Source organism: Natrarchaeobius oligotrophus, assembly GCF_003841465.1.
Taxonomy (GTDB): Archaea; Halobacteriota; Halobacteria; order Halobacteriales; family Natrialbaceae; genus Natrarchaeobius; species Natrarchaeobius oligotrophus.
Genome location: NZ_REFZ01000004.1, coordinates 129,128 through 142,276, shown reverse-complemented (window position 1 = coordinate 142,276; position 13,149 = coordinate 129,128). Strand labels below are relative to the sequence as shown.

The following is a 13,149-nucleotide window of genomic DNA, read 5'->3' as shown; positions in this document are numbered from 1 at the left end:
GAGCTACTCCTCGTCGTCGGTCTCGTCGTCCGCGTCCGCCGCCTCGTCGTCGGTTCCCGCCTCCTCGAGCGTCCCCCGGAGTGACGGGATCGTCGACGTGAGCTCGCTCACCTGTTCGCTCGCGCTCGCGATGTCCGCGATGGCGTCCTCGAGATCCGAGATCTCCGCCTCGAGGTCGTCAGCGTCGTCGAAGGCGTCGGCGCGCTCGCCCATCGTGAACCACTTTTTGGCGTCACGGAGGTGATCCTCCGCGTCGCCGACGTCGAGCGCCGAGTTGAGGCCGTTGAGAACGCCCAGAACGTTGTCTGCGTCCGTCTCCCAGACGTCGTCCGCCGCCGGAAGCGCGTCCCAGCCGTCCGAAAGCGACGATTCGACGTCTTCGCGCATCTCGTTGGCCGCTTCACCGAATAGCTCGTCGTCACCGAAGGTCGCCTGGCTCATGTCGAGCCCTTTGCGGGGATCGGGGTTAAAAGGTCGCCCGAAAGTGAAAGTGAAAACCGGCTCAAGCGCCTCGCCATCGACGAAACGGCGCGCCGGTATCGAAAAGGACGTGCCGGCCTCCGGTCGTCAGTTCGGCTCCGATCGTCGCTACTCGTTACGGACCTCCTCGAGTCGCATCAGCGGATAGCCGTCCTCCATCGCCATCTTCGTCACGACCGTCCACCCCTCGTACTCGACGACGATTTCGACCTCGAGAAAGCGCCCTGTCAGTTCGGTGTACTCGGCGCTCGCGTTCGCGAGCGCATCTGCCAGCTCGTCCGTTCGAACGTCGACGGTCACGTCGGTACAGTGGGGCTGGTTTTCGATGGCCTCTTCCATCGCCCGCGCGAGAGACGGTGCGCTGTCGGGCGAGATCGGTGTTCCGGCGAACTGGTGGTAGAGCGAGCCGAACTTGATGCCGGCCTCGAAGCAGGCGGCTTCGGCGTCGGTGGCTGCGGAATCGACGGCGGTCGAGGCGTTCGATTCGGAGTCGTCGGCCATACCGAACCCCTCGCGTGCGGCCGGGAAGGGGGTTCCGATACGGAATCGTACGTTACTTATCGGCGCTACGCCTCGAGTCGAACGAATGGCACAGTCCGTCCTGCTCACGGGGGCTGCGGGGCGCGTCGGGGAGGCGATTCTCGGCGATCTCGCGGACGAGCACGAGTGGCGGTTGTTGGATCGGGACCCGCCGACGGGGGAGCAACCGGGCGAGTTCGTCGTCGCGGACATCACCGACGGCGACGCCGTCCGCGAGGCGATGGGCGGGATCGACGCCGTGATCCACCTGGCCGGCGATCCGCGTCCGGAAGCGCCGTGGGACAGCGTCCTGACGAACAACATCGACGGGACCCGAACGGTCTTCGAGGCCGCCGTCGACGCGGGCGTGGAGAAAGTCGCGTTCGCCTCCTCGAATCACGCCGTCGGCGCGTACGAGACCGACGAGCGCACGCCCGAGATGTACCGCGCGGACGACGAGTACCGACTCGACGGGACCGAACTCCCCCGCCCGGGCAATCTCTACGGCGTCTCCAAGGCCGCCGGCGAGACGCTCGGACGGTACTACCACGACGAGCACGACCTCTCGGTCGTCTGCGTCCGCATCGGCAACCTCACCGAAGGACATCCGCCGATCGACTACGAGCGCGGACAGGCGATGTGGCTCTCCTACCGCGACTGCGCACACCTCTTCGATCGCTGCATTCGCGCCGACTACGGCTACGAGATCGTCTACGGCATCTCCGACAACGACCGCAAGTACTACTCGATCGAGCGCGCTCGAGAGGTGCTGGGCTACGAGCCCCGGGACAACTCGGCCAGACACGAGTAGGAACCGCTCCGCAGTCGAGATCGCAGGCGATCGTCACAGATCGACCGTCGAGATGAGAAACGCGAGACCGGCGCACGCGAGCAGCGCGAGCTCGACGTGCTGTGGAACGACACCGAGTTCTCTACTAGTCCACCACCCGGCGAACAGTACCCAACCAACTAACATAGAGAGAACGCTCCAGTGTTCGATCAACGTTCCGGTGTTCGATTTGAGTCGATAAATACGACAACTCAGGACAAACACGCCAAACACGATGAATAGTTCGTGCTTTATTACAACCATCAGAGACCACATCAATCGCTTGATGGACGAACGTCAGATGGCGAGATGCTGAACTAAACAGTGCTCGTTATCCAATATTACACCAGATTTGATCTGTAGCTCCTATTATATTTGTCGGTGACTTTTATACGTACTGATTCTCTCCTCTCTGAGAGAGATGGGAAACACTGGACGAGATAGAATTCCGAGGCCAACTGACGAGAGAGTAAAGGAGATAGCCCGAAAGAAAAATATACACCTCACTGAAGAGGAAGTGGCTGATTACAAACTATTGATTGAAGATTCGTTATTATCTCTCGAAGAACTAAAATCAATCGAGCACGAAGAATATAAACCCACCACATCCAATTATACCGATCGTTCCCCAGGATATCGACCCGGTCCTAAAGAGGATCGATACAATGCATGGATTACGAAGTGTCGAGTAGAAGGTGCAGATCAGGGGCTACTGAGCGGTAAGACTGTCGGGTTAAAGGATACTATCGCTCTTGCTGGTTACGAACTGACAGCAGGATCGAATATGATGGAGGGGTACATTCCAGATATCGATGCAACCATTGTGAAAAGATTGCTTGACGAAGGTGCAACTATCGTCGGTAAAAACAATATGGAAACATTTGGTCTCTCAGGGGCGGGCGATCTATCCGATTTTGGCCCCGTTTTAAACCCCCGCAATGAAAAGTACTTAGCTGGCGGATCATCTAGCGGGAGCGCTGCTGCAGTTGCTGCTGAAGAATGTGACGTTGCGATTGGGGGAGACCAAGCGGGTTCAATTCGAATTCCAGCGGCATGGTGTGGAGTCGTCGGATTAAAGCCGACGAGAGGTCTTGTTCCTTACACAGGAATTATTGCCACTAATCTTGCAAGAGACCACGTTGGACCGATTGCACGATCGGTTAGCGACGTTGCGAAAACAATGGACGTGATTGCAGGACCTGACTATGATGATGGGTTGTTGCTCGATCCGCGTCAGTCAGCATCCGATCATGGTAAAAACTACTACGAATCCGCTAAGCAGGAAGTTGATGGAATAACACTTGGAATTCTTGAAGAAGGATTCGGATGGGACACATCCGATCCAGAAATAGACAAAACAGTTGAAAATTCGATCAGATTATTAGAAGAGAACGGGGCAGAAACGAAGCCAATTTCTGAACCTCTACACCGAAAATCGGGACCAATTCTTGCGGGCGCAATCCAGGGGGCAATTCAATTAATGAAAGAAGGAGGCGTGGGTACAAGTCACAATGGGTGGTACTGGACAGATTATGTAGATGCGTTCAGAAAGATGTCTGCAACTGAATTTAATCACCTCCCTTCATCCGTTAAGAGATCCTGGATAGTATCTGAGTACATTTATGAAGAATACAACGTTTCATTTTATGCAAAATCCATGAATATAGCACTGGAACTGAAAAAGCGTTACAACAATCATCTGGATGATTGTGACGCATTGGTTCTACCAACGACACCAATACCGCCACACGAGCTGAATCCTGGATTGGATCGAATCAATCGTCTTCAGCGAGCACGGTTGCCACTCGCAAACACTTCACTATTTAATCTCACCGGTCATCCGGCGATAACGTTGCCGTGTGATACAACAGATGATTTACCAGTAGGAATGATGTTAATCGGCCGTCATTACGGCGATGATCAGCTGTTGAAAATTTCCCAATTTGTCGAAGACACTATATGATGATTGTACAAATATATATATATATATATATATATATCAGTTCACAAACGCTATCTGAGCACTCGGTGTACGGAAAAGTCCCGTTCCGTGTAATGGTAATCGGTGGAGGCTACGTCTGGAGATCTCACGGCGATTATTTCTGGTTTTAGAGAGGTTATAAAACACATCTATTATTATAGTTTGAGAACTGATCCATCGCGGGTAAAAATTTTATCGGAAGATATGCACATACATCAGGTGAATGTTATATATCCAGAGGTAAATGAATAACTATGGAAATAGTTCCTGAAGAAGTTGAGCCACAAGACATGTACCGCATTTTAAATAGTTTAGTGATTCCTCGTCCAATCGCATGGGTAAGCTCGATCGGGTCAGATGGTACGAAAAATCTCGCTCCGTTCAGCTTTTTTAATATTTCAAGCGACAGCGAGCCACCAGTCGTAATGTTTTCACCCGGCTCAAAAGACAACGGACCAAAAGATACGACGAAAAATATTCTAGAGACGGAAGAATTTGTGGTGAATATCGTTACTGAAGAGTTCGTTAGTCAGATGGATCAAACAAGTACAACGTTGCCATATCGTGAGAGCGAGTGGGATTTCGCAGATATCTCTAGCGAATCATCCACCGACGTAACCCCGCCGCGTGTCTCAGGGATAAAGATAGCCCTCGAATGTAGATTACATGAAACTGTCGCTGTCGGAGAACACACGACAATTTTTGGGGAAGTTATTCGGGTTCACCTCAAAGATTCGGTAATTACTGACGGGAAAATTGACACCACTAAAGTGAATGCAATCGGACGAATCGGCGGATCTTACTATACATCAATTGATAAGTTAGAATTCGATAGTGATACTCTCGACACCGGCTTCAATTCGTAACCTGAGATCTCTTACTGGTTGTTAGCCCGACACGGTTTTTCACGAGGTTTTTATAGTGGTTTTCTACCGCGTGATGTTATGTATCGGTATAGATGCCTGCGAAGAGCATCTTTACGCACTCCTGAGTAAGCGAACGGGGAACAGAACGTATCAACAACCACCTCCGAGAGAACCTTTGCTCATGTGTAGCACATTATCGATGGAGATACTGCTCGTGATTTCACTGTAACTTCGGATACGGTATCGAAGAATGTTTATATGATTTATCGATTCCTATTCGAGGAAACGATGGTCCACTATGTCCTCTGTTGGTACAGATTCTTCAAGTAAATCCGTTTGTATCGCAATATCCATCGTTGCCTGCATTTTTTCATCAGTTAACATGTTAGACAGGTCTGTCGGCCACATATCGAGTTCTGTCGCCCAATCGATCGTGTCAGCCCAGACGTCTACGCTGTAGTCGGGGAAACCTGCGGGTGAGTCGAGAGCGTTTTCTGCAATTGATCGCGGGTCGCTTTCATACATATCTCGGTACGCTTCTAGCATATCATCTACGATAATTTGATACATTTCTGGATGATTATCAAGTTGTTCTTCAAGTACGCCCCATTGAGACATTGTCATTGGTTCAAGATGTTCATTTGGATCGTAAAGAACTCGACCAATTCCTTGCTCTTCGGCTTCCATTCCTGCGCTAGGGAACACTGTCGTTGCTAATGCCTCGCCAGCTTCCATCGCTGAAAACCTGTTTGGTGTACCAGCAACATAGCTGTAATCAACGGCATCTACCGAACCCAAGTTTTCTTCGACGGCTAGTTGCAATGCAAGAGCAGAGAAAGATTGTGGAGCATGGGCGAGGAGAGTTTCACCACGAAGCTCTTCCCAGTCTTCGATCTCAGGTTGGCTAACGACAACCTGTGTAATTCGTTGGGCGAGTTCCATAAATGACACTACTGGAAAACCCTCCAAGTGAGAGTTTATAAGCGTAACTGGTTCCATAAAACCAAAATGGATGTCCTCAGTCATCAGGGACGCAATTACAGCGGTAAAGTCATTGAAAACTTCTACATCGACTGAAACCCCTCGTTCTTCCATCCGATCGCTGAAAGCGCTGAATGCTGGAATATTCGCGCTACTATAAGCGGGTGAAGGATTACCGATTACAAGTGTATCAGGGAGGACGTCATCAGTTTGTTGTGTGTCATCTGTTGCATCGTCGGTGGTATCGTCAGTGGTGTCATCCGATTCACCATTGTCACCTCCAGCACACCCTGCTAAACCCACAAATGCACTGGTACCAGTGATACTCAGTACACTTCGCCGATCAATACGAAATCCCTTGTCCCCTCCAACCACATTGCCATCCTTTACCATGTTAACCAATGACCCACACGGTATAATAAACGTTTTGTCAATCTGCAGGACAGTATAGTGAAAGAATTCAAACAAGAATTGCAAAATGCACTGGAAGAAGAAGGAATAGAAACAGATGTCAAACGATACAATCTTAATGGAATATATTATATACATAGTATTCTCAACTAACCGACTATGGTCATCGGAGTAGGTTTGATAAAACCCCCACACATGAACGATAGATCGATGATGGCTAATACTGGCGTTCTTTTTCACCGGAACAGTTCGCGATTATACGAAGATACCACCCGTTAGCTCGAGCGCCAGAAGAACGGCAACCGACGAACGACGGTCTCGAGTCCTCAAAACAGTCCGTCGACGTCCGATTCGCGGGCTCGACGGCGCTCGACGTGTTGGGTCAGTCGCTGGGAGACGATCCCGCGACTGTTCTCCTCGCGAACGAAGTCGAACAGCAGCGCGACGAACCGGCTGTCGTCCTCGCCGGCCTCGAGGTCCCGTCGCGCGTAGGCGCGAGCGCGCTCGAACGCCGCTTCGTCGTAGCCGAGTTCCTCGGCGAGGACGACCGCGGCGATCGCCGTCGACTCGAAGCCGAGGTCGGCGAGCGCCGGCGCGTCGCCGTCGTGTTCGAGCGCGACCGGTGGCCGGCGTTCGATCACCGCCGGATCGGCGGCCAGCGACTCGAGAAACACCCGCAGCGGCGGCAAGCGCACGCCCCCGTAGTCGTCGGGCAACTCCGCGAGATACTCGAGCGCGCTCTCGGCCAGGCCGACTGTCCCCTCCCAGTTGCGACGGCGGGCGTGGTGGACCGCCGCGGTGAACTGGATCAGGCCGTGAAGCAAGCGCTCGTCGTCGGTGCCGGACTCGAGGTCGAGCCAGCGGTCCTCCCAGGCATCGTGGGCGGCGTGGTAGTGGCCGTCGTTGTAGATCGCGACGCCGGCGCGTAGCTGATCGTGCATCCGTCCGTGGGGGATACGGGCGTGGTGAACAAAACGACGGGGGTGTCTCCTGGAGAGGTCCGCCGCGCTTCGGACCGTGTCATCGGAGACGCCACTGGGATGCGAGCGGCGTCGTTACAAAGCGAGACGTGGCGCTCCGACGTCGACGTGCGATAAATAAGGGGAGTGAAGCCGGATACGTGCCGCCTCCGGCGCGGCGGGCAGACACTGTGGAAACGGGGAGAGGACGCCGAGCGAACGTCCCCGACCGGTTACTGGCCGCCACCGGTGGGGCGGTACTCGAAGCGAGGAGGGAGACGCACATAATTATACAGCGGTTTCCGAGAGGCGGCGGTTCGGACCGCCGTGTCAGGTCCCGATTACCAAGGCGTACGCGGTCCATACCTCTCTGGATCTTCACGCGGTGGATCGGTCTCGCCACCCCTCGAGAGCGGCGGGCCAATCGATCGTCAGCACTCGAGGCCGCGGTCGGTCAACCGTCGAACCCGTCTTCCCACCGGAACCGGCCGTTTCGCTGGACGACCTCGCCGTCGACCTCGAGCCGCGAGTTCTCGCTGACGTCGAGGAGGAGGTCGACGTGAACGGCCGACTCGGTGGCCGACTCGTCGTCGGGGAGACAGGCGTCGTAGGCTCGACCGAGCGCCAGGTGGACGGTGTCGCCCATCTTCTCGTCGAAGAGGATGTTGTCCGTGTAGCGGTCGATGCCGCGGTTCATTCCGACGCCGAGTTCGCCCAGTCGGCGCGCGCCGACGTCGGTCTCGAGCACCTCCGTAATTACGTCCGCGCCCCGCTCGGCGTCGTGGTCGACGACGACGCCGTCCTCGAACGCGAGTCGAACGTTCCGCACGGACTCGCCGCGGATCGTCATCGGGACGTCGAACGTGACCTCGCCGTCGGTCGCGTACGGCGCGGTGAAAACCTCGCCGCTTGGCAGGTTGTGCGAATCGTAGGCGACCGAGGCGGCGCTGTTGACCGCGGTCCGACCGTCGATCCGTAGAGTGAGGTCGGTTCCACCGGAGACGAGACGGACCGTCGAGCCGTCGTCGAGGACGTCCTTCATGCGCCCCATCTCCTCGGCCAGCGCCTCCCAGTCGCGCAAGATCGCGTCGTAGGCGAACGATCGGTACTCCTCGTAGGCCATTCCCGCCCGCTGGGCGAGCGACCGCGTCGGATGAACCGTCGATACCCACCGCGTTCCCAATCGGGCCTCCCGAACGGCGGTACGGCCGCTGCTGTAGGCCTGTCGCGTCTCACCCGGGACGTCCGCCATCGCGCTGATGTTCCGACCGCCCCCGAGCGAGAGGTAGACGTCCGTCTCTTCGAACAGTGCGAGTTCGTGGTCCGGCGGCTCGTCGAACGTCCCGTCGTGTGCGCGAAGGTACGCGCGGGTGAGCTCGCCAGAGCTATACGTCGCGAGCAGGTTCGCGCCGCGTTCGCCGAGTCGTTCGGCGACCGCGACCGCGAGGTCGTGAGCGTCGGGACCGACCGACAACACGACGTCGTCGCCGGCCTCGACGCGAGCGCTCCAGTCGACCAGTACGTCGGCGTGTTCGCGGACGCGTTCGTCCATGACCGACAATCGCGACTCGAGCACAAAATCCCGTTCGTTCGAACGTCCCGTCGATGACGACTCGACGGCCGCAAGACCGTCGAAGACCGTCGCCCGGAGACACTGGACTACGCGGTAGCCGCCTGCTCGTCGGCGTCGGTTCGCGCGCGGACGAACGTAACGACCGCATACACCACCGGTGTATCGAGCACGGCGATCGCGAGCTTCAGCAGGTACTGTCCGACGATCAGCGCGAGAACGGCCTCGAGCGGCAAAACGACGCCGACGCCAAGCACCGCGGGTGCGAGCGCGAAGGCGATCGAGACGAAGATCACGGTGTCGATCGCCTGACTCGTCCCGGTCGAGAGGAGGTTTCGGAGCCAGAGCTTCTCCGGGCCCGTGTAGTCGCGGATCCGGTGAAAGAGCCAGACGTCCCAGTTCTGGCTGACGAGATAGGCAAGCAAGCTACCGAGAACGACGTTGGTGGACGCGCCGAGAGCCGTCGCGAACGCGTCCGGATCGACGCTCGCCTCGGCGGCGGGTGCGGCGATCGTCGACCAGACGAGCGCGAGCACGACGAAGTTCATCGCGAACGCGACGTTGACGACGATCTGAGCCGCGCGTTTTCCGTACAGCTCCGTGTAACAGTCACTCGCGACGAACGTCAGCGCGTACGCGAGCGCAGCCCCCGGTAACACGAGTTCGCGACCCGTGATCGGAAGCGCCACGGGTAGATCGAACGCGAGTACCTTCGAGGCGGTCAACTGCGCGGTGACGAGCGACGCGACGAACAGCCCGATCAGCGCAACCTGAGCGATCGTCGGCGTGTCGTGACGGTGGGCCATACCGTCGGATTTCGCTCGAACCACCTAAGCGGTGCTATTCGAGTCGGGCCAGGATATGCTCTCGAGTGCCCCGTGCGAGTACCGACACTCGTGAGTCGAACGGTAGCGTCTCGAACCGAAAGCGATGCGAATCTTCTGTGGGATCGAGTGGAGTACAGAATCGATCGTCCCGTTTTGGACGATCGAGCGATTCTGATCCACATCCTACGGGAGCGTTCGTGGCCGGTTTCGGCGAACTCGAGTCGAACGGGAGGTTCGTAATCGGTCGACGACGGGGTCGTCCGAACGGTTCTCGGAAAGTCTCGGATAGGATACGAAAATTTCCTCGAGCAAAACAGAATACGTGATCACACCATCGATTGCCTGTATCCGAGGAGAACTCGACGTTGTGAGGCCAATTATCTTCATTTAGACAAGATATCTATAACACAACTATTATACGTGTGCCGACGGTCCGTACAGTTGCAATGGCGAAAGGCAACGTTGATTTCTTCAACGACACAGGCGGTTACGGTTTCATTTCGACGGACGACGCGGACGACGACGTATTCTTCCACATGGAAGACGTTGGCGGCCCGGACCTCGAAGAAGGCACAGACATCGAATTCGACATCGAACAGGCCCCCAAGGGCCCGCGCGCCACCAACGTTACCCGCCTGTAATACGGTTACGGACGTTCGGTAGCAGTTTCACAGCGCGAACATTCATTCTTCGTAGATCACTCGCGAGCGGTCGCTGTCGCGACCGGATCGTTCTCCCGGAGACGTCGTCGTGGATCGAGTCGTTGGGTATGTGGCGGTTGAGATGCAACCAAGGTCAGCAATATCTCACGGCAATTTCGATGTAGTAGTCTCTCTAAAACGGGGTCCGTCGCAGCGATACGCGATAGATAACAAATAGTCGCTCCGTTGGTTTGATCATGTGGGTGAAATATGGACGATCTGACCGGATTCCAGCGCGATCTCCTGTACGTGATCGCAGGAGCGGATCAACCGTCGGGACAGGACGTGAAAGAAGAGATCGAGACGTACTACACCACGGACATCAACCACGGTCGCCTGTATCCGAATCTGGATACGCTCGTAAACAAAGAGTTCGTCGACAAGGGTCAGCTCGACCGGCGGACGAACTACTACGAGATCAGCGAGACCGGCTTGCAAGTGATCGAAGATCGACGGGAGTGGGAGAAACAGTACGTCGACGCGTAGCGAGGACGTTCGAACTGTCACCAGTTCGCGTCGTCCCGTACGATTGGGTTCCCGCGCGAGTATCTACGACGAGATCCGCGCGTCCGATTCGAGCCGACTACTCTCCGACGGCGTACCCAGTACGTACACCACGTCCCCCGCCTCGAGTGAGACGTTACTCGCTGGAAGCGGTACCACGTCGTCTCCGCGAACCAGAACGAGCACCGTTCCCGGCAGCCAGTCGACGAACTCCGCCTCGAGTGGTCCGTTTGCGGTGACGTCGTGGGTCGTAACCGTCTCATCGACGTCGCCGAGCGTCGAAACGAGCCCGTAGACGTCGCTTCGAACGCTGGCTCGCGTTACGACCCGGTACCGCGATTCGACGTCGAACGCGACCGCTGCGTCGGAATCGGTCGTAATCGTCGCAACCGTACCGGAAACTGCTCGGAGCACGCCGGTCGCGACGAGTCGATTCGCCTCGTCTTCGGCGTCCCACACTTCGACCGAATCGCCCACGCTCGCGTGCAACGGTGACGCCGTTCGAACACCAACGGCGATGGTCTCCGGTGGAAGCGTCGGACCGATTCCAGTTCGACGGCAACCGACACACAGGCGTTGCACTCCTCCGCTCGAGTCGAACGTTACGTCCGCGTATTCCACGCCGCAATCCCGTGTGAGACGTCGTTGCAGCCGAGACTCGATCTCGTCAGTGGAGAGTCGATGTGGGAGAAGAACGCACTGGCCGGCGAGCGTTCGTTTGATCGATTCGTCGACAGTGGAATATCCGGTACAGTCGTCGATCGTATCCGGAAGACGAATTTCGATAAACGGACGGGTCGAACGTGGCGACGACGCGACCCCGCCTCGCGTGACCGGTTCGTCGGAACGAAAGACGTGGCAGGCGAGCGCGTCACCGATTCGTCTTCCCCCGTCCCCGGCGATCGTTCCGCAGACGAACGCAGCGAAGACGAACGTCGCGTGATAGACCAGCGATGGTTCGTCGATACCCGTCGTTCGTTGAATCGCAATGGCGGTGAACCAGAGGCCTACGACTGCCACTCCCGCGAGAACGCCGACGCCCCGGGGAGCCGGTCGGGTACTGAATCGCCGGTAGCCGAACGCAACGACGCAGGCAGTGACGCCCGCAAGCAATCCGAGACCGAAAGCGGTTACCAGAGCGACCTCGATCCGGGCGGGTGCGATCAGCTGCGTGACGGGCAGAATCATCGGTTCACACCGGGTTGAGGGGTGGACGATTCGATCGCACTCGACGGATCTGGCGACGACGCCGTATCAGGACCGAGCCGTTTCAGCACGACGGGATCGGCGACCACGAACACGTCACCGCCGGCCTCGAGAGCGGTGACGTCCGGTTCGACGATCCACCGACCGTCCCGTTCGCGCTCATCCCCACCGACCGTCGACGCATCGGCCACGAGTACGTGAACGTCGCCGTACTCGACGTCGACGACGTTCGAATCGAGCGCCGTCGCCAGGTCGCCCGCGGGGAGCTTTCTAACCGAACGGTCCGCCCGCTCGAGCAGCGAGAGTGCTTCGAACGTCTCGTTGGTTTCGACCGCGGGAACGACGACGCGGCGGCGGACTGCACTCATCACCACCTCGGCGTCGGGTGCCGGGACGGCGACAGTCGACGTCGTCCACTCACCGACTGCTACCGCTCGCGTTCGGTGAGTTTGACCCGACGAATCGCCACCGGAACCGGCATTCCGCGTGGAAGGAGGGCGGGCGATCGGTCCGATCGGTGCGGTCGGATCCGATTCGGAGGTATCCGACCCAGCGACGTCGAGAACGAGTCCGCACACTGGCTCGTCGTCGGCGTAAATCACGATCTCTTCGTCGCTACCCAGACCTGCGGGGATAGTCGCCCGAATCGTGACGGCTCGCCAGCCCTCCGGAATCCGTTCGGCCACTCCCGACCGCGGCGGTGCCGCGGCGATCGACGCTCGAGCGCCGCCGTCGATCGATACCGAAACCGCAGCGAGGTCGTACTTCGTTCGAAGGCGCGTCTCGAGTCGACACTCGAGCGACGACAGCGCCAGATCGGCGGGCAACCGCCAGACGTCGGTCTCGAGGGCCGTCTGGAGGGACGGAGGAAGCTTCGGGTAGCCGGAAATCGGCCGGATTCCGGACGATCGAATCGTGAGTTGGCCGTCGACGTCGCTGGCCTCGAGTGTCTCGTCGGCGACGGTTGCCTTTCTGACCACCGGAAGCGACGTTCCGATGGGCAGCTCCGAGACGACGCGTTTCGCCTGGCTGTTCGCGTACGTCGCCAGTACCGCGACGACGACGACCGCAACGACCAGTTGGGGAACAGTGACGGAGGCGGCCCGTATTCCCGGCGCGAACAGCCAAACGGCGTACCCGTTTGCGAGGGAAAGCGAAAGGACGACTGCGACGCAGTCTACTCGAGAGAGCGGCCGTCCCAGATACGACCCGACGGCTCCGAGGAAACCGACGGTGATCACGGGGCCGGCACCGGCGACCAGTCCGAGCGAGACGCCGACGATAATTTCGGAGGGAAGCTCGATCATGACGAAAA

General features: G+C 57.5%; 14 protein-coding genes. 5 read left to right on the top strand and 9 right to left on the bottom strand.

Annotated features, from left to right (window positions below; all coding sequences use genetic code 11):
- Positions 1-3: 3 nt before the first annotated feature.
- Together EA472_RS07420 and EA472_RS07415 are read right to left on the bottom strand one after the other, a co-directional pair.
- Positions 4-441 (bottom strand): DUF5790 family protein, encoded by a 438-nt coding sequence (locus EA472_RS07420; protein ID WP_124190879.1) that lies wholly within the window; start codon positions 439-441, stop codon positions 4-6.
- Positions 442-588: 147 nt separating this feature from the next.
- Positions 589-981, bottom strand: a complete 393-nt coding sequence (locus EA472_RS07415) for a dihydroneopterin aldolase family protein (RefSeq protein ID WP_124190878.1) — start codon at positions 979-981, stop codon at positions 589-591.
- Positions 982-1,066: 85 nt separating this feature from the next.
- Here EA472_RS07415 and azf point away from each other — a divergent pair, with 85 nt between their 5' ends.
- Entirely contained in the window at positions 1,067-1,810 is a 744-nt protein-coding gene (gene azf / locus EA472_RS07410; RefSeq protein ID WP_124190877.1) for an NAD-dependent glucose-6-phosphate dehydrogenase Azf, read from the top strand.
- 33 nt (positions 1,811-1,843) lie between these two features.
- Here the strand turns inward: azf and EA472_RS23225 are convergent, their stop codons facing one another.
- Entirely contained in the window at positions 1,844-1,975 is a 132-nt protein-coding gene (locus EA472_RS23225; RefSeq protein ID WP_279387171.1) for a hypothetical protein, read from the bottom strand.
- A 274-nt stretch (positions 1,976-2,249) separates the two neighbouring features.
- On the opposite strand from EA472_RS23225, the gene EA472_RS07400 reads away from it, so the two are divergent.
- A complete protein-coding gene (locus EA472_RS07400) occupies positions 2,250-3,791 on the top strand; it encodes an amidase (RefSeq protein ID WP_124190876.1) in 1,542 nt (513 codons plus the stop codon).
- A gap of 272 nt (positions 3,792-4,063) precedes the next feature.
- The gene (locus EA472_RS07395; protein ID WP_124190875.1) at positions 4,064-4,675 is read left to right on the top strand and encodes a flavin reductase family protein; all 612 of its coding nucleotides are present in this window, start codon (positions 4,064-4,066) and stop codon (positions 4,673-4,675) included.
- Between the two features lie 273 nt (positions 4,676-4,948).
- Here EA472_RS07395 and EA472_RS07390 read toward each other — a convergent pair whose 3' ends face one another.
- From EA472_RS07390 to EA472_RS07375, 4 genes are all read right to left on the bottom strand, one after another.
- The gene (locus tag EA472_RS07390; RefSeq protein WP_124190874.1) at positions 4,949-6,049 is read right to left on the bottom strand and encodes an ABC transporter substrate-binding protein; all 1,101 of its coding nucleotides are present in this window, start codon (positions 6,047-6,049) and stop codon (positions 4,949-4,951) included.
- A gap of 344 nt (positions 6,050-6,393) precedes the next feature.
- Positions 6,394-7,008 carry a DUF309 domain-containing protein gene (locus EA472_RS07385; RefSeq protein WP_124190873.1) on the bottom strand — a complete coding sequence of 205 codons (615 nt, stop codon included), beginning with the start codon at positions 7,006-7,008 and terminating at the stop codon, positions 6,394-6,396.
- 472 nt (positions 7,009-7,480) lie between these two features.
- Positions 7,481-8,578 (bottom strand): aminopeptidase, encoded by a 1,098-nt coding sequence (locus EA472_RS07380; RefSeq protein WP_124190872.1) that lies wholly within the window; start codon positions 8,576-8,578, stop codon positions 7,481-7,483.
- A 107-nt stretch (positions 8,579-8,685) separates the two neighbouring features.
- Positions 8,686-9,402: a queuosine precursor transporter gene (locus EA472_RS07375; RefSeq protein WP_124190871.1), complete on the bottom strand. Its 717-nt coding sequence runs from the start codon at positions 9,400-9,402 to the stop codon at positions 8,686-8,688.
- Between the two features lie 467 nt (positions 9,403-9,869).
- Between EA472_RS07375 and EA472_RS07370 the strand changes: the two genes are divergently transcribed.
- Entirely contained in the window at positions 9,870-10,064 is a 195-nt protein-coding gene (locus EA472_RS07370; RefSeq protein ID WP_006087767.1) for a cold-shock protein, read from the top strand.
- A gap of 270 nt (positions 10,065-10,334) precedes the next feature.
- Positions 10,335-10,610, top strand: a complete 276-nt coding sequence (locus EA472_RS07365; RefSeq protein WP_124190870.1) for a PadR family transcriptional regulator — start codon at positions 10,335-10,337, stop codon at positions 10,608-10,610.
- 63 nt (positions 10,611-10,673) lie between these two features.
- Here EA472_RS07365 and EA472_RS07360 read toward each other — a convergent pair whose 3' ends face one another.
- Together EA472_RS07360 and EA472_RS07355 are read right to left on the bottom strand one after the other, a co-directional pair.
- Positions 10,674-11,816, bottom strand: a complete 1,143-nt coding sequence (locus EA472_RS07360) for a TrkA C-terminal domain-containing protein (protein WP_124190869.1) — start codon at positions 11,814-11,816, stop codon at positions 10,674-10,676.
- The gene (locus tag EA472_RS07355; RefSeq protein WP_124190868.1) at positions 11,813-13,141 is read right to left on the bottom strand and encodes a hypothetical protein; all 1,329 of its coding nucleotides are present in this window, start codon (positions 13,139-13,141) and stop codon (positions 11,813-11,815) included. Before EA472_RS07355 ends, EA472_RS07360 begins: the two co-directional genes overlap by 4 nt.
- Positions 13,142-13,149: the final 8 nt, after the last annotated feature.